Source organism: Mycobacterium sp. 236(2023) (assembly GCF_029623955.1).
Taxonomy (GTDB): domain Bacteria; phylum Actinomycetota; class Actinomycetes; order Mycobacteriales; family Mycobacteriaceae; genus Mycobacterium.
On sequence record NZ_JARSBP010000001.1, the window covers coordinates 83,536 to 100,899 of the forward strand.

Genomic DNA, 17,364 nt, shown 5'->3' on the forward strand with positions numbered 1-17,364 from the left:
ATTAGTCGGCGCGCCGACGTGGCCAACTGATCTCCGCCGAGACTGAAACCTCGCAGGGCCTTACTCGGACTTTGTCTGCTGGAATTCCGTTTCGGCGAGAGGCTGCTTCCGTTTGGCCATCACCCAGGACAGGAACGTCTCGACCGCGTGGGCGGTGTAGTGCGCCCGCGGTGAGCCGTAGTAGAAGTCGAAAGCGTGCTGGGCATGCGGGATTTCGGCGTACACCACCGGCGATGTCGACACTTCCTTCAGCGCCGCCGCGAACTCGCGGCCCTCGGTCACCGGGATGATCGAGTCGTCCTGACCGTGCAGGACGAAGAACGGCGGTGCGTCGGCGCGCAGCCGGTAGCTGGGCGACGCGTCGACGTACACCTGGCGGTTCTGCGCGAACGGCTTCTTGACGACGAACTTCTGCAGGAACGCGATGAACTCCTTGCGACCGTCGCCTTTACTCGATACCCAGTCGTAGCGGCCGTAAATCGGGACCGCGGCGACCACGGAGGTGTCCGCGTCCTCGAAGCCAGGCTGAAACTGCGGGTCGTCTGCCGTCAGTGCCGCCAGCGACGACAGGTGCCCGCCGGCCGATCCACCGGTGATCACGACGAAGTCCGGGTCGCCGCCGTATCCGGCGATGTGCTCCTTGATCCACGCCAGCGCCCGCTTGACGTCGACGATGTGGTCGGGCCAGGTGTTCTTCGGGCTGACCCGGTAGTCGATCGACACACAGATCCAGCCGTGGTCGGCGAGGTGGCTCATCAGCGGATAGCTCTGGGGCTTGCGCATCCCGATCGCCCACGCACCGCCCGGAACCTGGAGCAGCACAGGAGCTTTGCCGTCGCGCGGCAGGTCGGCCCGGCGCCAGATGTCTGCGCGGTTCACCTTGAGCGGGCCGTACTGCACGGTGCTGGCCTTCTCGACGTACCGGCGCCGAATGACCTCGTTGGGGAACACGCCGATGGTGCGGCGTCGCGACGACTTCGCCTTCTCCGCGATCGCCTGGTAGTCGGGGCCGAGCGCCTCGCGCAGCGGATCTTCGAAAAACGGCTGCGATGCCACGTTCCGACGGTGGGTCAGATACAGCAGTGCCCACGCAACAGCGGTGAGTACCAATGCGATCCGCCCCCGGGTGCCGCGGAAGTCACCACGGATACCGCGCCGGACCGCGTCGATCATCGAGCCGGCCATGTACAGAGGGGACAGCTCGGACGTCGGCCACCCGAACGCGAACACCGGGATGGTCGGATAGCCCTCCCGGGCCACCGGCCTCAGACCGTTGGCGGCGTTGAGCAGTTCGACTGCGGCACGCAGCACGGGATGGCGTTTAGGCATCGCCCAGGCGGTCCTTCAGCTCCTTGCGTGAAATCTTCCCGGTGATGCTGCGGGGAAGCTCGTCGAGCACCGTGATCTCCCTGGGCACTTTGTAGTTCGCGAGGTTGTCTCGCACATGTTGCTTCAGCGTCTCGGGGGTAGCCGTCGCGCCCTGGTTCAAAACCACGAACGCCGCCAGTCGTTGCCCGAATTTCTCGTCGTCGACGCCGAGCACGTGGGCCTCGGCGACATCGTCGTGGGCGGACAGCGTCTTCTCGACCTCGATCGGGTAGACATTCTCGCCGCCGGACACGATCATCTCGTCGTCGCGGCCGACCACGAAAAGCCTTCCGGCATCGTCGAGATAGCCGACATCGCCCGACGACATGAAGCCCTCGTGGAAGTCTTTCGTCTTGCCGGAGGTGTATCCGTCGAACTGCGTCGAGTTGCGCACGTAGATGCCGCCGGTCTCGCCGACGGGCACTTCGTTGAAATCACCGTCGAGGATCCGGATCTCGGTGCCTTCGGCAGGCTTTCCCGCGGTGTCCGGTGCGGCGCGCAGGTCGCGTGGTGTCGCGGTGGCGATCATGCCGGCCTCGGTGGCGTTGTAGTTGTTGTAGATCACGTCGCCGAAGCGGTCCATGAACTTGATGACCACGTCGGGCCGCATCCGCGAACCCGATGCGGCCGCGAAGCGCAGTGAGCGTCCGCTGTACTTGTCGAGGACCTCGTCGGGCAGATCCATGATCCGGTCGAACATGACCGGAACGACGCACAGTCCGGTGGCCCGGTGCTTGTCGACGAGTTCCAGCGTCGCTTCCGGGTCGAACTTGCGGCGCGTGATGATCGTGCAGGACATCGACGCCGCGAACGCCAGCTGCGAGAAACCCCACGCGTGGAACATCGGGGCGACGATGACGACGGGCTGCTCGGCGCGCCAGGGGGTGCGGTCGAGGATCGCTTTGAGGACGCTCGGGTCGCCGCCGGAGTGGCTGGCGCCCTTCGGTGTTCCGGTGGTGCCCGAGGTCAGCAGGATCACCCGAGACTTTTCGCGCGCCCTAACCGGTTCCTCGCCACCGTGTTCGGCGATGAGGTTCTCGACGGTGAGGCCGTCGTTGGGGGTGTCGGTCCACGCGACGATACGGGTGGTGTCGGGCTGGTCGGACAGCGCTCGGTCGACGATCTCGGAGAACTCCTCGTCGTAGATGACCGCGACGGTCTTGCCCTCGCCCTCACGTTCCAGCACCTCGGCCAGCGCAGGGCCGGCGAAGGAGGTGTTGAGCAGCAGCACGTCCGCGCCGATGCGGTTGGCGGCGATCAACGCGTCGACAAAGCCCCGGTGGTTGCGTGCCATCAACCCGATCACTTCCGGCTGTCCACCGGGCAGCGCCTGAAGCGCGGCGGCGAATGCGTCGGCGCGCCGGTCGATCTGGCGCCAGGTCAGGATGCCGAGTTCGTCGACCAGTCCCGCCCGGTCGGGGCAACGCTGGGCGGCTCCGGCGAAGCCCGACGTGATCGCCATGTTCTCGCGCTGCATCGCACCCGCGATGCGGAGGTACTTGTCGGGGCGCATCGGCGCGATGATGCCCGCGCGCACCATCGTCGAGAGCAATCCCAGGGTGTCGGTGACGGGGTCGGTGATGCCCATCTCTCAGCCCAGGATCGGGAGCTTGCGCTCCTGAGCCAGTTCGTCGAGGGCGCGCTGCATCACCCGGCGGACGTGAGCGTCGACCTCGTCGACGTCGGGGTTTTCGCCGAACTCCTTGATGATGTCGATCGGCGGCAGCGCCTGCATCGTGATCTTGGCCGGCAGGGGCACGTTCACCGGGAGCACCGCGGAGAAGCCGAACGGAAAACCGAACGACACGGGCAGGATCTTGGCGCGGAAGAGTCGGGCGACCGGTCCGAGGGCTTTGGCGATGTCGGTGCCGCGGCTCAGGAAGAACTGGGATTCCTGCCCGCCGATCCCGACGGTCGGCACGATCGGAACGCCGGCATTGATGGCGGCCTTCACGTAGCCGGTTCGTCCGCCGAAGTCGATCTTGTTTGCGGTCAGCGTGGGACGGTAGACGTCGTAGTCTCCGCCGGGGAAGACGACCACGACACCGCCCGAGCGCAGTGCCTCGTCGGCGTTCTTGTGGTTGGCGGGGATGAAGCCGGCCTTCTTGAAGAAGGTGCCCGTCGGCCCGACCATGAGCATGTCGTGGCTCAGCGTGTAGACGGGGCGGTCGAAGCCGTACTTCTCGTAGAACCCGCTGGCGAAGACGGGTACGTCCATCGCGAACAACCCGCCGGAGTGGTTCGACACCACGAGCGCGCCACCCGCTGGGAAGTCCTCGAGGCCGCGGACTTCAGCGCGGTGATACCCCTTCAAGAACGGCTTGAGGACGTTCATCACGCGCTCGGTGAGCACCGGATCCCATTTGGTGATCTCGGACGGCTGGCTGTCGGTGTCGCTCACGGCGGCCCCCTTGAGACGTCGGCGTCGGACTGGAACGTGTTCTAGTTTTGCTAGGTTACCCCCTGCTCACAGCCGTCAACGCAGGTATGACCAGCATCACGTGACCGAAGACTCCAACACCGGCCGTCCGCCGTCAAGACCGGCTACCCGATCGCAACCTTGATCTTGATCACTCTCGCGGCTCGGACAAGCCTGCCTTGACGGTTCGCGTCAGCTCGTCACCGAGGATCTCAGGCTTGCCGGCGAACAGGCCGTCGAGCGCGAGCGTGGCCACGACGGCCGGGTCGGTCTTCTGATCGGCGGGGATGTAGCTCACCATGTCGGTGTCCATATAGCCGACGTGCAGCCCGGCCACATGGATGCCCTTCGGTGCGAGCTCGGTGCGGATTGCGTCGGTCAACGCCCACTCGGCGGCTTTGGCCGCGGAGTATGCGCCGCTGGCGGGGAAGTGCGCCCAGGAGAGTACGGACAGGACGTTGAGGATCGCGCCGCCGCCGTTCTCCGCGACGTTGCGTTCGATGATCGGGGCGAAGGCGCGAGTCACCGACAGCGTGCCGAAGTAGTGGGTGTCCATCTCGAGGCGGATGTCGTCGACCGGGCTCTCCAGCAGGTTGGCCTGCGTCGAGACCCCGGCGTTGTTCACGAGGACGTTGACGTCCCCGGCGACTTCGGCGGCACGGCGTACCGACTCCGGATCGGTGATGTCGAGCTGGACCGGAATGACGCCAGGGATGTCGACGGTTTCGGGTCGGCGCGCGCCGGCGTAGACCTTGGCGCCGCGGGCGACAAGCTGTTCGGCGAAACGCTTGCCCAGGCCGCGATTGGCGCCCGTGACGAGAGCGGTGATGTGTTCGATGTTGTTTGTCATGTCCGACTCAACTCTCAGACCCCTCAGTTCAGTCCCATGAACCCAGACGATTGCAGCTAGCCGGTAATTGACACGTCAGAAATGCGACGAAGCCGGACCTGACCGTTGTAGTTTTTAGTCGCACTATGGCGGGACCCGGTCGGGGGATTCCGCCATAGTGCTTTTCGGGCCCGGGTTGACCCGAACCCCTGTTGAGGTCGCACGATGGACGACATGGCCAGCCTGCCCGCCGAGTACTTCACCCGGATCGCGTTCACCGGTCCCGCCGAGCCGACACTCGACACCGTGCGCGGCATCGTCGCCGCCCACAACCGGACCATCCCGTTCGAGAACCTCGATCCGCTCACCGGGATCCCTGTCGTCGACCTGTCCGCAGATGCGTTGGCCGACAAGCTGATCGGTCGCCGTCGCGGGGGTTACTGCTACGAGCACAACGGACTGCTCGGTTACGTCCTGGAAGAGCTGGGCTTCGGTGTGCAGCGTCTCGCGGGCCGGGTGGTCTGGATGCACGACGGTGACGCACTCCCCGCGCAAACCCACCAGGTGCTGTCGGTGACTCTTCCCGACGGCGACGGGCCCTGGCTCGTCGACGTCGGGTTCGGCGGGCAGACGCTGACCTCCCCGATCCGGCTCGAGGCCGGGCCGGTGCAGCAGACCCGGCACGAGCCGTACCGGCTGCTCGACCACGCCGAGGGTGTCGAACTGCAGGCGGAGGTCCGCGGCACATGGCAGCCGCTGTATCTGCTGAACCTCACCCCGCGGCCGCGGATCGATCTGGAAGTGGGCAGCTGGTACGTCTCGACCTACCCGCATTCCGGGTTCGTCACCGGGCTCAGCGCCGCGATCGTGGCGGACGACGCACGCTGGAATCTGCGCGGCCGACACCTTGCCGTGCACGGCGCGGGCGGCTCGAAGAAAACCCGCTTCGAGACCGCGGGCGAGGTGCTCGACGTGCTCGACAAGCAGTTCGGCATCAACGTCGCCGACCTGGGTGACCGCGCCGACCTGGAAGCACGGGTGGATCAGGTCCTCGACGTCTGACGCAGCAGGAATTGTCATGGTCACGCCCGAAGCGGACGACGATACTCGGACACCGTGACCGATCCGAGGGGCCGCGACCGGCTCCGCGAACTACTCGACGCCGTCACCGACGCGGACAACGGCGACGTCGGTGACATGGCGAAAAGCAGTCACGCCTCGGAGTTCCACTTCTCCCGGGAGGTGCGGCGGCTGACGGGCGAATCCCCGGCGGCGTTGCGCCGCCGCGTCATGCTCGAGCGTGCCGCATGGCGACTCCAGCGCGGCGAAGCCGTCGCAGCGGTGGCGGCCGACGAAGGGTGGTCCTCGGCCGAGGTGTTCTCCCGCGCCTTCCGCCGCACTTACGGGGTGCCGCCGTCCCAGGCCGTCGACGTCCACTTCCGGCTGCCCGCACCGAACGGGCTGCATTTCCACCCGCCGGAGTCCCTGTGGCTGGACAGTGAGCCTGCCGACGCACCCATCGCCGACATCACGCACCTGATGGTCGTCCACGACGTCGACGACACCGCCCACCTGCTGGCCGCTGCGGCAGGCCTGACCTCAGAGCAGTGGACGGCTGAGGTACGGCCTGGTCAGACGGTGCTGGAATGGGACGGGCCCGAGCCCAGCGTCGGGGCGGTGCTCGGCACGATCGTGTGGAGCAAGGAGGTGTGGCTCGCGACGATCGCCGGCGACGACTTCCCGTCCCGCACCGCGACCCAACCCGAGTTCACCGACGCCGCGGCATTGGCCGCCCACCACGACGACATCGCCAAGCGTTGGCGCGCAATGGTTTCCGACTACACCGCGGCCGGTCGTCTCGGTGACACCGTCATCGACGCGCTGTGCGACCCACCTGAGTCGTTCCAGCTGTACGGCATCGTCGCCCACGTTCTCACCTATTCGGCACACCGCCGCGAGCTTGTCCGCGCCATGCTCGCCGACCACGGCGTGACCACCCGGCGCGGCGACCCACTGGACTGGATGAGAGGAACCTGATGGCCACGATCTACTACACCGCGTCCAGCCTGGACGGGTTCATCGTCGACGACCACGGAAGCCTCGACTGGCTGTTGTCGCGGGACATCGACTCCGCCGGCCCGTTCGGATTCGAGGGGTTCATGGCGTCGATCGGGTCGATCGTGATGGGTGCCGACACCTACGAGTGGATCGTGAAGAACGAACCGGGCGCCTGGATGTACTCGCAACCGTCGTGGGTGATGACGCACCGGCCCGACATCATCGTCGACGGTCACGACGTCACGACATACGCCGGGGACGTTGCCGAACTACACCCGACGCTCGTGGAGGCGGCCCGCGGCAAGGACGTCTGGGTGGTGGGTGGCGGCAACGTCGCCCGGCAGTTCGTCAGCGCCGGACTGGTCGACGAGGTGATCGTGTCCTATGCGCCGTGCACGCTCGGCGCGGGATCGCCCGTGTTGCCGATGCGGTCCGAGTGGGCGCTGGTGTCCTCGGCCGTCAACGGCGATTTCGTGTGTGCCCACTGGCGGCAGGTGTAGCCACACCCACGGTGCGTCGTAGGCTTGCAGCAAACACGCAACGGCGGTCAGACCGGAGGGTGCAACATGGGCCACTACAAGAGCAACGTGCGTGATCTCGGGTTCAACCTCTTCGAGGTGCTCGCATTGGAGAAGGTGCTCGCAACCGGCGAATTCGGTGACCTCGACGTCGCGTCGGTCCACGACATGCTCGACGAAGCGGCCAAGCTGGCCGAGGGGCCGCTCGCCGAGGCGTTCGCCGAAACCGACCGCAACCCGCCGTCGTTCGATCCGGCGACGCACGTTGTCAGCATCCCGGAGCCGTTCAAGAAGTCGTTCCGCGCCTGGCAAGACGGTGAATGGTTCCGCGTCGGCATGTCCGAGGACATCGGCGGTGTTCCGGCGCCGTCGATGCTGGAGTGGGCGATCAACGAACTCGCGCTCGGCGCGCAGCCCGCGGTGTTCATGTATTCGGCCGGGCCCAAGATGGCCGACATCATCAACGCCGTCGGCAACGATCTGCAGAAGCACTGGGCAGCGCTGATGGTCGAGCGCAACTGGGGCGCCACGATGGTGCTGACCGAACCCGACGCGGGCTCCGACGTCGGCGCGGGCCGGACCAAAGCCATTCCCCAACCGGACGGCACCTGGCACATCGACGGCGTCAAACGCTTCATCACCAACGGCGACACCGACGACCTGTTCGAGAACATCGTCCATGTCGTGCTGGCCCGCCCGGAGGGCGCCGGGCCCGGCACCAAGGGCCTGTCGCTGTTCCTCGTCCCGAAGTTCCACTTCGACCCGCAGACGGGTGAAACCGGGGAGCGCAACGGCGTTTTCGTCACCGGCCTCGAACACAAGATGGGTCTGAAGGCATCGGCCACCTGTGAGGTGACGTTCGGGCAGCACGGGGTGCCTGCGGTCGGCTGGCTGGTCAATGATACGCACAACGGCATCGCGCAAATGTTCAAAGTCATCGAGTACGCGCGAATGATGGTCGGTACCAAAGCGATTGCGACACTGTCCACCGGCTACCTGAATGCGCTGGAGTATGCGAAGACCCGCGTCCAGGGTTCCGACATGACGCAGATGACGGACAAGTCGGCGCCACGGGTGACGATCATCCATCACCCCGACGTGCGCCGCGCCCTGATGACGCAGAAGGCCTATGCGGAAGGTCTGCGGGCGTTGTACCTGTACACCGCCGCACACCAGGATGACGCCGCCGCCGAGATCGTGTCCGGCGCCGACGCCGCGATGGCAGGCCGCGTCAACGATCTGCTGCTGCCGATCGTCAAGGGCGTCGGATCCGAGCGGGCCTACCAGTGCCTCACCGAATCACTGCAGACACTCGGCGGTTCCGGCTTCCTGCAGGACTATCCGATCGAGCAGTACATCCGCGACGCCAAGATCGACTCGCTCTACGAGGGCACGACCGCGATCCAGGCGCAGGACTTCTTCTTCCGCAAGATCGCCCGGGACCAGGGCGGTGCGTTGCTGCACGTCGTGGCGCAGCTGCGACAGTTTCTGGAAGACCCCGCCGCGCGGCCGGACCTGGCGACCGAGCGGTCTCTGCTAGCGACCGCCGTGGCCGACGTGCAGGAAATGGTGGCCACGATGACGAAATACCTTCTGGATTCCCAGCAGAACCCCCGCGAGCTGTATCGGCTCGGTCTGGAGTCGGTGCCGTTCCTACTCTCGGTCGGCGACCTGCTGCTGGGCTGGCTGCTGTTGCAGCAGGCCGAGACCGCACTCAACGCGCTGGACGGGAACGTCAGCGACCGTGACCGTGCGTTCTACGAGGGCAAGGCTGCGACGGGTAAGTTCTTCGCGCGCAACGTGCTTCCTCGCCTGACCGCGCAGCGCGTCGTGCTGCAGGCGGTCGACCTGACGGCGATGGACATGCCCGAGGCCGCATTCTGACCCGTCCGCGATGACTTTCCGTCTCACCCGAGGTCGTCACTGACATGACCGATGACCAGAATGCAATCCGAACAGTGGTCGAGCGGTGGATCGGGGCGATCCAGGCACGAGACCTTGACGGCGTGGTGGCCGCTCACACCGACGACATCGTGATGTTCGACGTCCCACCGCCGCAGAACGGCGTCCGTGGGCGTGCTGAGTACCGCGACTGCTGGCCGCCGTTTTTTGAGTTCATCGCCAGTGGAGCGGTTTTCGAGCTGGTCGAGCTCGACGTCACCGCGGGCGCGGACGTGGCGTTCGCCCGCGCGCTGCTGCGATGCGGGACGGCCGACGAGTTCGCCGAGAATCCGGACCGTCGGCTGCGCATCACTGTGGGGCTGCGCAAGGTGGACAGCGAATGGCTGATCGCCCACGAGCACCACTCGTTCCCCCTGGACTGAGCCGCGAGCAGACGCAAACTCACCTTCGCCGAGGCGAATTCGTGTGAGTTTGCGTCTGCTCGGCAGCGAGATCAGGCGGGGGTGTAGCCGAACGGCAGCAGGATGCTCTTGGGTTCGGTGTAGGCCGCGATGCCCTCGGGGCCGTTCTCGCGGCCGATGCCGGAGTTCTTGAAGCCGCCGAACGGGGCGCCGGGGTCGAACGCGTACATGTTGACCGCGTAGGTGCCGGTGCGGATCTTGCGGGCGATCGACAGCGCCTTGTCGTTGTCGGTGGTGTACACCGAGCCGGCCAGGCCGTAGACGGAGTCGTTGGCGATGCGCACCGCGTCGTCCTCGTCCTCGTAGGCGATGACCGCCAGCACAGGCCCGAAGATCTCCTCCTGGGCGATCACCATCGAGTTCTCGACGTCGGCGAAGACGGTCGGCTGCACGAACCAGCCGCTGTCGAGGCCCTCGGGGCGTCCGCCGCCGGTGACGATGCGGGCGCCTTCGTCGACACCCTTCTTGATGTAGTCCTCGACCCGGTCGCGCTGCTTCTCCGAGATCAGCGGACCGATCATGGCGCCGGCGTCGTCGGGCAGACCGATCGGCATATTTCGGACAGCTTCACTGAGTTTTTCTACGACCTCGTCGTAGCGCGAGCGCGGCGCCAGGATCCGGGTCTGGCCGACGCAGGCCTGCCCGCAGTTCATCAGGCCGGAGAACACCAGCATCGGCAGCGTCGAATCCAGGTCGGCGTCTTCGAGGATGATGGCCGCCGACTTGCCGCCGAGCTCCAATGTGCACGGCTTGAGCTTCTCGGCCGCGAGCTTGCCGATCTCCTTGCCGACGCCGGAGCTACCGGTGAACGTGAACTTGTCCAGCTCGGGGTTGGCGGTCAGCGCGCGACCGGTCTCCGGGCCACCCGGCACGATCGACAGCACGCCCTCAGGCAGACCGGCCTCGGCGAACGCCTCGGCCATCGCGAAGACGGACAGCGGGGTCTCGGCGGCGGGCTTCAGGACGACGGTGCAACCGGCCAGCAGCGCAGGTCCGAGCTTGTTGGCGGCCAGGAAGAACGGCACGTTCCAGGCGGTGACGGCGCCGACGACGCCGATCGGCTCCTTCACGACCAGCGTCTGGCCGTACACGCCGTCGCGGATGTCCTGCCACTGGAACTTGTCGGCGGCGCCGACGTAGTAGTTGAACGACGACATCGCGGCGCCGTACTGCATCATGTCGACGATCGTCGGCGGCTGGCCCGTCTCGGCGGCCAGCAGGAACTTCAGCTCCTCGGCACGCTCCTCCATGATCTTGACGGCGCGGCCGAGGACCTCGGCGCGCTCGGCGGGTGCCAGGTGGGGCCACGGGCCCTCGTCGAAGGCCTTGCGGGCGGCGGCGCAGGCGGCGTCGACGTCGGCGGCGGTGGCCAGCGGGACCTTGCCGACCAACTCGCCGGTTGCGGGGGAGTGCACCTCGATCACGTCCGAGGTGGCCGGCTCGACCCACTTGCCGCCGATGAACAGCTTGTCCCATTGGGTCTTGAAGGCAGTGCTGGATGTCATACCGGTCACAGTACCGACAGTAGACAGAAACGAGAACCTGTTCCAGTCCACAGATCAGGACACGTGCAACACGACCACCAGATTGCTCACCGTGAATTCCCTCAGGCCCGGCACCCGTGTCAGTCCCCAGGCCCATCGCGGGTGGTAGCGGGGAAATGCGGCGACCATCGCGCCGGTGCTCGCGGCCCAGCGCAGCCCGTCGGCGGCCGACACCGCGAACAACGACGATCCGTAGTCGTTCTTGGGCCGATGGCCGTGTTTGCGGGTGTATCGCTCGGCGGCCCGGTGCCCGCCGAGATAGTGCGTCAGGCCCATCTCGTGGCCCCCGAAGGGCCCGAGCCACACGGTGTAGGACAGCACGACCAGCCCGCCCGGCCGTGTCACACGCAGCATCTCCTCGCCCAGCCGCCACGGCTGCGCGACGTGTTCGGCGACGTTGGACGACAGGCAGACATCCACGCTGCCATCGGCGAATGGCAACGCGGTGCCCGAGGCCCGCACGAATGTCCCGGCCCGGCTGTGTGTGCGGGGTGCGGCGGCGTGCATCTCCCGCGGATCGGGTTCGACGCCGATGTAGCGCACGCCGGCGTCGGTGAACGCCGTCGCGAAGTACCCGGGGCCGCCCCCGACGTCGAGCAGCGTCACGCCGGCCGAACCGGTTCCGGTGGCGGAGCTCCACAGGTCAGCGACCATGCCGACGGTGTCGGCGGCAAGTGCGCCGTAGAACCGGTCGGGGTCGCTCTGCTCGAACCGGAACGCCGACAGCAGCCGCAGCGATCGCGACAGCGTCGCCCGCCGGGCGAACAGATCGGTAGCGACCACCCGGTCACCCTACGCAGGGCGGTTAGGCTGGCCGGGATGTCTCGTCCCGCCCCCCATCTGCGTTCGGTGCTGCTCCTGTGCTGGCGCGACACCGGCCATCCCCAGGGCGGCGGCAGCGAGGCCTATCTGCAGCGCATTGGGGCCCAGCTGGTGGCGCAGGGCACCAAGGTCACGCTGCGCACCGCGCGTTACCCGGGCGCAGCGCGCCGGGAGGTCGTCGACGGTGTCGAGATCCAACGCCGCGGCGGCGCCTATTCGGTGTACGTGCGGGCCGGCCTCGCGATGGTTGCGGGCCGGCTCGGGGTCGGACCGATGCGCCGGGTGCGTCCCGACGTCGTCGTGGACACCCAGAACGGGCTGCCGTTCCTGTCCCGGCTCGCCTTCGGCAGGCGCACCGTCGTGCTGGTTCACCACTGTCACCGCGAGCAGTGGCCCGTCGCCGGCCCGGTGATGAGCCGCATCGGATGGTTCGTCGAATCCCAGCTCTCGCCACGGGTGCATCGCCGCAATCAATACGTCACGGTGTCGCTGCCGTCGGTGCGCGACCTCACTGAGCTCGGCGTGCACCCCGACCACGTCGCCGTCGTGCGCAACGGTGTCGACGCGGCCCCTGAAGGCACCCTCGAACTTCCCCGCTCGCAGACTCCGCGGGTCGTCGTGCTGTCACGGCTGGTGCCGCACAAGCAGATCGAGGACGCGCTCGACGTCGTCGCAGCATTGCGTACTCGCATCCCGGACCTGCACCTCGACGTCCTCGGTGGCGGTTGGTGGTCGCAGAAGCTTGTCGACCACGCGGCGCGGCTGGGGATCTCCGACGCGGTCACGTTCCACGGGCACGTCGACGACACCACCAAGCATGCTGTGCTGCAACGTAGTTGGGTTCACGTTCTGCCGTCCCGCAAAGAGGGGTGGGGGCTCGCCGTCGTGGAGGCCGGTCAGCACGGGGTGCCGACCATCGGCTACCGCTCCTCGGGCGGGCTGGTGGATTCGATCGTCGACGGAGTGACCGGCGTTCTCGTCGATGACTATCCGGATCTGGTCGACGGGCTGGAACGGCTGTTGACCGATCATGTGCTGCGCGAGCAGCTCGGCGCCAAGGCGGCGGTCCGCAGCGGCGAGTTCTCCTGGGAACAGAGCGCCGACGCGATGCGTGCGGTGCTCGAGTCGGTGCGTGCGGGCCGCATGACGAGCGGCGTCGTCTGATCGCTACGCGGGGACGGCCGCGGGCGTCAGGCGGACCGGCATCGAGTGGATGCCGTTCATCAGCACCGAGCGCACGCGTTCGACAGGACCTGCGAGTTCAATCTGCCCTGTGCGCCTGATGATTTCGCCGAAGATGGCCGTCGCCTCGACCCGGGCGAGGCTCGCGCCCAGACAGAAATGGGTGCCACCGCCGCCGAAGGCCAGATGCTGGTTCGGGGTGCGGCCGACGTCGAAACGGTCGGGGTCGACGAAGTGGTCCTCGTCCCGGTTCGCCGACGGATAGAACAGTGCGACCCGTTCCCCCTCTGCGATCCGCGTGCCCCGGATCTCGGTGTCCCGCGTCGCGGTGCGGGTGAACACCGTGACCGGGCTCGTCCAGCGCAGCATCTCCTCGATCGCGGTCGGCATCAGTGAGGGATCGGCTGCCAGGCGGGCCCATTGGTCCGGGTGCTCGATCAGCGCGAGAGTCCCTGCGGCGACCAGGTTTCGGGTGGTGTCGCCACCGGCATTGAGCAGCAGCATGAAGAACAGGTTGAACTCGAGGTCGGTGAGCCGTTGGCCGTCGACCTCGGCCTCCAGCAGTGCGGTCGCGATGTCGTCACCCGGGTTCGCCCGCTTCTTCGCTGCGAGATCGCCTGCGTAGGAGAACAACTCAACCTGCGCCTGGACCAGTTCCGGATCGTGCAGCGGACGCGTGTTCATGATCTCGGTGAGCGCGTAGAGCGCGCGGCCGTCGTCGAGCGGAATACCGAGCAGCTCGGCGATCACGTAGGACGGCAGCGCCCCGGCCACGTCGCCGACGAACTCGCACTCGCCGTGGTCGAACGCGTCGTCGATGATGTCGCGCGCCATGTCGGCGGTGCGATGGTTCAGCCGTGCCACATGCCGGGGCGTGAATCCGCGGCTGACGAGGGCCCGTAGCGCGGTGTGCCGCGGCGGATCCATGGTCAGCATCATCAGGGCCAGTTGGTAGGACTCCTCGGGCTCGGGGACATCGACGAACACCCCCTTCTGCTGGGATGACCACAGCTCGCTGTCGCGCGAGGCGGCGAAGACGTCGTCGTGGCGGGTCAGTGCCCAGAATCCCGGCTTGTCGCCGTACGGATGCCACGCCACCGGAGCCTGCTGCCGCAGTCGGCGGAACGCGTCGTAAGGCATACCGGCGAGGTAGGTGTCGGCGTCGGCGAGATCGACACCGCCGATCGCAATCGCGTCCATTTGCCGCACATTAGTCGGGTTATGTTGCAGACAACGTCGAGAATGGCTATTAACATAATCGTCGTGGTGCGCCGGATTCTTGCCTATGACATGACGTTGGCGGAGTGGCTCGGCACGGCGTTGATCCTGGGTGCGCCGTACGGGGTGATGGGGGTCGTCTTCTCCGTGTTCAAGCCTGACCACATCGTCCATGCCGACGGCATCCTCAAGGTGGCCGCCTTCGTCGGCACCGTGGTGTTCTGGCCGGTGTTGCTCTTCGCCGACGTGTGTCCGTGATGAGCGGCAACCGAATTCGCATCACGCGACGCACCGCGCGATGGAGCGATGACCCGGTGCAGGTGGCCGACGCGATGGACTTCTGGTCGTTCGCTGCCGGCGCGGCGAACGTCGTCATGCAGCTCGCCCGCCCCGGTGTCGGCCACGGTGTCGTGGAGAGCAAGGTCGAGTCCGGCAACCTGATGAAACATCCGTGGAAGCGGGCCCGCACCACGTTCCAGTACCTGGCCGTGGCAATCCTCGGCTCCGAGGACGACCGGGCCGCGTTCCGGGAGGCCGTCAATGCCGCCCACCGCCACGTGAAGTCGGGACCGTCAAGTCCGGTGCGGTACAACGCTTTCGACCGGGATCTGCAGATGTGGGTGGCCGCCTGCCTGTTCGTCGGACTCGAGGACACCTATCGGCTGCTGCGCGGTGAGATGACCGGGGAGCAGGCCGAACAGTTCTATCGGTCGGGTTGGACGCTGGGGACCACGCTGCAGGTCACCGAGGACCAGTGGCCGGCGACCAGGGCGGAGTTCGACGACTACTGGGACCGTGCGTGCGAGCAGGTTGCGATGGACGACGTGGTCCGGTCCTACCTCACCGACCTCATCAACCTGCGCATGATCAATCCGCTTCTCGCACTGCCGTTCCGGACGTTGCTGAAGTTCCTGACGGCGGGCTTTCTCGCACCCGTCTTCCGGGACGCGCTCGGCGTGAGTTGGGGAGGCGGGCGTCAGCGCCTGTTCGAGCGGTTGTTCCTGTTCGTGGCGTTCGCCAACCGATTCCTGCCCGGATTTGTGCGCCAAGGTGGCAGTTATGTACTGCTCGCCGACGTCCGTCGCCGGGTCCGGCGACACCGCCAACTGGTCTGAGGAGCGCTGCGATGCCGGGAATCAGAACCGCGACCCGCGGAGTGCTCAGCAGGCGGGTTTCTGTCGCGGGGATGGTGGAATTCCATCTCTGGCTGCTGATTCCGTACGTCACGATCGGACTGGCGTGGGCGGTCTTCCACGTCGAGGAGGTCCGCCGGCTCGAAGAGACGCTGCAGACCGCCATGCCTGCCGGCGGCGGCATGGCGGCCTATCTACTCGTCGCCGCCCTGTGGCCCATGCACGTCCTGCTTCCGTCGGTCTGCCTGGTTTGACCGCAGCCGCCCGGCCGTCATAGCGACGAGGCCCAGGAGAAGCTGAGCCAGCCACACCGCGTGCGCGGCGATCATGACGGCCCGATGCGACGCGGGGGGCGCGTCGCCACCGACGTCGTACACGGTGAGGTCGACGTCCCGGAATGCGACGGGCAGCGTCAACGCGGGCGCCTGGCCGTTCTCCGGGTTTTCGATGACCACCCAGCCCACCCCGGCCGCCGCGAGTTCGTCGCGGCCCGCGCCGGACACCAGCATCTGCTGGATCTCCCTGGCCCTGGAACCGTCGCCGGGCACGGTCGTCCCGGCGATGGTGAGGTCGCCGGTGCTGAGAACGTCGGCCCGCACCCAGCGGGGGAGCGGGTCGAGCACCGGTGCTTCACCGGCCCAACGGAATTGGCGCATGCTGTCGACGGGCAGCACGGCGACGGGAGCCGGGTCCGCGTTGATGATGGCCGCGGTGGCGTCCCAGCCTTCCGGATAGTGGACCGGCGCCACCCGGCCGCCGACGCCCCACGCCAGGTCGGGCAGTGTCGCGATCAGTGCGGCGCAGCACACCGCGGCGGTGGCCAGTGCAGGTACGCGCGGACGGAGGGTGACGACGGTGGCGGCCCCGGACAGTGCATAAGCAGGCATCGCCAGCGCCACCCACTTCTGACCGTCGCGGAGCACACCGAGCCCGGGTACCGCGTCGATCACCGCCTCGACAACGGTCAGGCCCGGGCCCGTCGCCATCAGGGCAGGCAGCACCACCGCGGCGGCAGCGACGACCAGAAGGGGCACAGCGGCCCGACGCCGGATCAGCAGCGGCACGCCGACCGCGACCACACCGAGGAGAACCGCTGCCGACACGATCGCGAAAAGCGTTGTCCGTGAAGCGGGTACCGCCTCGGCGTTCCAGATGCCGCCGAGGCTCGCCAGGCTGCCGAGAGTCCCGAGGCCGGGTTCGGCGCGCGCCGCGAACGCCGCCACCCCGGCCTTCTGGTCGGCCGCCCACCCGGTCGCGAGCGCCGACGCCACAAGCCACGGCAGCGCCGCCGTCGCGGAGGCGGCCAGACTCACCCCGGCGCACCACCATCGAGGTCGGCCCGCACCCGCGGCCAGCGCGCATACCAGCGCGATCGCGGCGGCCAGCATCAGCCCCGTCGGCGTCAACCCCGCCAGCGCCAGCCAGAACACCAGCGACGCCACTCCGGGGAGGCGGCGCTCCGGCCACCCCCGCAGGGACAGCACTGTCGCCGCCACCCACGGCAGACAGCCGTAGCCCACCAGCAGGCTCCAGTGCCCCTGCAGAAGCCGCTCGGCGACATACGGATTCCAGATCGCGATCGTCACGGCCACGCACTGACCGGCCACGCCGGCGTCGGGAAGCACGGCGGCCACCAATCGTGCCGCACCCCACCCGGCGAGCCAGAGCCCCAGGATCAGCAGCGCCTTGACGACCACGCCGCCGTCCACCAGCGACGAGGCCAGGGCGACGAAGAAATCCTGCGGCAGCGCGCGCGGCGCCGCCTGTGTCAGGCCGAGCGCGGCGTCGGACAGATAGGACCGCGGAGTGGATACCGCATCACGCAGCAGCAGATAGCCGGGCCCGAGAAGGGGAGCGGTAACCGCCAGCGTCAACGCCAGCGAGTAGGCCGGCGCAATCAGCGCGCGGCG

General features: G+C 67.5%; 17 protein-coding genes. 9 read left to right on the forward strand and 8 right to left on the reverse strand.

Annotated features, from left to right (window positions below):
• Positions 1-60 precede the first annotated feature (60 nt).
• The 4 genes from P9A17_RS00405 to P9A17_RS00420 all read right to left on the reverse strand — a co-directional run bounded on the left by P9A17_RS00405 (position 61) and on the right by P9A17_RS00420 (position 4,637).
• Positions 61-1,329: an alpha/beta hydrolase gene (locus P9A17_RS00405; RefSeq protein WP_278036618.1), complete on the reverse strand. Its 1,269-nt coding sequence runs from the start codon at positions 1,327-1,329 to the stop codon at positions 61-63.
• Positions 1,322-2,956 (reverse strand): acyl-CoA ligase FadD12, encoded by a 1,635-nt coding sequence (gene fadD12 / locus P9A17_RS00410; RefSeq protein WP_278036619.1) that lies wholly within the window; start codon positions 2,954-2,956, stop codon positions 1,322-1,324. The genes P9A17_RS00405 and fadD12 overlap by 8 nt, the downstream gene beginning before the upstream one ends.
• 3 nt (positions 2,957-2,959) lie before the next feature.
• Entirely contained in the window at positions 2,960-3,769 is an 810-nt protein-coding gene (locus P9A17_RS00415) for a 1-acyl-sn-glycerol-3-phosphate acyltransferase (protein WP_278036620.1), read from the reverse strand.
• A 169-nt stretch (positions 3,770-3,938) separates the two neighbouring features.
• Positions 3,939-4,637, reverse strand: a complete 699-nt coding sequence (locus tag P9A17_RS00420) for an SDR family oxidoreductase (RefSeq protein ID WP_278036621.1) — start codon at positions 4,635-4,637, stop codon at positions 3,939-3,941.
• A 204-nt stretch (positions 4,638-4,841) separates the two neighbouring features.
• Here P9A17_RS00420 and P9A17_RS00425 point away from each other — a divergent pair, with 204 nt between their 5' ends.
• From P9A17_RS00425 to P9A17_RS00445, 5 genes are all read left to right on the forward strand, one after another.
• Positions 4,842-5,678 carry an arylamine N-acetyltransferase gene (locus P9A17_RS00425; RefSeq protein WP_278036622.1) on the forward strand — a complete coding sequence of 279 codons (837 nt, stop codon included), beginning with the start codon at positions 4,842-4,844 and terminating at the stop codon, positions 5,676-5,678.
• A gap of 54 nt (positions 5,679-5,732) precedes the next feature.
• Complete coding sequence (locus tag P9A17_RS00430; protein ID WP_278036623.1) at positions 5,733-6,653, forward strand: helix-turn-helix domain-containing protein; 921 nt, start codon at positions 5,733-5,735, stop codon at positions 6,651-6,653.
• Positions 6,653-7,174 (forward strand): dihydrofolate reductase family protein, encoded by a 522-nt coding sequence (locus tag P9A17_RS00435; RefSeq protein WP_278036624.1) that lies wholly within the window; start codon positions 6,653-6,655, stop codon positions 7,172-7,174. The genes P9A17_RS00430 and P9A17_RS00435 overlap by 1 nt, the downstream gene beginning before the upstream one ends.
• 66 nt (positions 7,175-7,240) lie before the next feature.
• Positions 7,241-9,076, forward strand: coding sequence for an acyl-CoA dehydrogenase (locus P9A17_RS00440; protein ID WP_278036625.1), 1,836 nt, complete (start codon positions 7,241-7,243; stop codon positions 9,074-9,076).
• 44 nt (positions 9,077-9,120) lie between these two features.
• Positions 9,121-9,516, forward strand: a complete 396-nt coding sequence (locus P9A17_RS00445; protein ID WP_278036626.1) for an SgcJ/EcaC family oxidoreductase — start codon at positions 9,121-9,123, stop codon at positions 9,514-9,516.
• A 71-nt stretch (positions 9,517-9,587) separates the two neighbouring features.
• On the opposite strand, the gene P9A17_RS00450 is transcribed toward P9A17_RS00445, so the two are convergent.
• Complete coding sequence (locus P9A17_RS00450; protein ID WP_278036627.1) at positions 9,588-11,060, reverse strand: aldehyde dehydrogenase; 1,473 nt, start codon at positions 11,058-11,060, stop codon at positions 9,588-9,590.
• 54 nt (positions 11,061-11,114) lie between these two features.
• Entirely contained in the window at positions 11,115-11,882 is a 768-nt protein-coding gene (locus tag P9A17_RS00455) for a class I SAM-dependent methyltransferase (RefSeq protein WP_278036628.1), read from the reverse strand.
• Positions 11,883-11,918: 36 nt separating this feature from the next.
• Between P9A17_RS00455 and P9A17_RS00460 the strand changes: the two genes are divergently transcribed.
• A complete protein-coding gene (locus P9A17_RS00460) occupies positions 11,919-13,085 on the forward strand; it encodes a glycosyltransferase family 4 protein (protein ID WP_278036629.1) in 1,167 nt (388 codons plus the stop codon).
• Positions 13,086-13,088: 3 nt separating this feature from the next.
• Here P9A17_RS00460 and P9A17_RS00465 read toward each other — a convergent pair whose 3' ends face one another.
• The gene (locus tag P9A17_RS00465; RefSeq protein WP_278036630.1) at positions 13,089-14,303 is read right to left on the reverse strand and encodes a cytochrome P450; all 1,215 of its coding nucleotides are present in this window, start codon (positions 14,301-14,303) and stop codon (positions 13,089-13,091) included.
• 42 nt (positions 14,304-14,345) lie between these two features.
• Between P9A17_RS00465 and P9A17_RS00470 the strand changes: the two genes are divergently transcribed.
• Genes P9A17_RS00470 through P9A17_RS00480 form a run of 3 tightly spaced genes read left to right on the forward strand, consistent with a single transcriptional unit; the run spans position 14,346 to position 15,708 of the window.
• Positions 14,346-14,579, forward strand: a complete 234-nt coding sequence (locus P9A17_RS00470) for a hypothetical protein (RefSeq protein WP_278036631.1) — start codon at positions 14,346-14,348, stop codon at positions 14,577-14,579.
• On the forward strand, positions 14,579-15,436 hold the full coding sequence (locus P9A17_RS00475) for an oxygenase MpaB family protein (RefSeq protein ID WP_278036632.1): 858 nt from the start codon (positions 14,579-14,581) through the stop codon (positions 15,434-15,436). The genes P9A17_RS00470 and P9A17_RS00475 overlap by 1 nt, the downstream gene beginning before the upstream one ends.
• Positions 15,437-15,447: 11 nt before the next feature.
• The gene (locus P9A17_RS00480) at positions 15,448-15,708 is read left to right on the forward strand and encodes a hypothetical protein (protein ID WP_278036633.1); all 261 of its coding nucleotides are present in this window, start codon (positions 15,448-15,450) and stop codon (positions 15,706-15,708) included.
• Here P9A17_RS00480 and P9A17_RS00485 read toward each other — a convergent pair.
• Positions 15,649-17,352 carry a hypothetical protein gene (locus tag P9A17_RS00485; RefSeq protein ID WP_278036999.1) on the reverse strand — a complete coding sequence of 568 codons (1,704 nt, stop codon included), beginning with the start codon at positions 17,350-17,352 and terminating at the stop codon, positions 15,649-15,651. The genes P9A17_RS00480 and P9A17_RS00485 overlap by 60 nt on opposite strands.
• Positions 17,353-17,364: the final 12 nt, after the last annotated feature.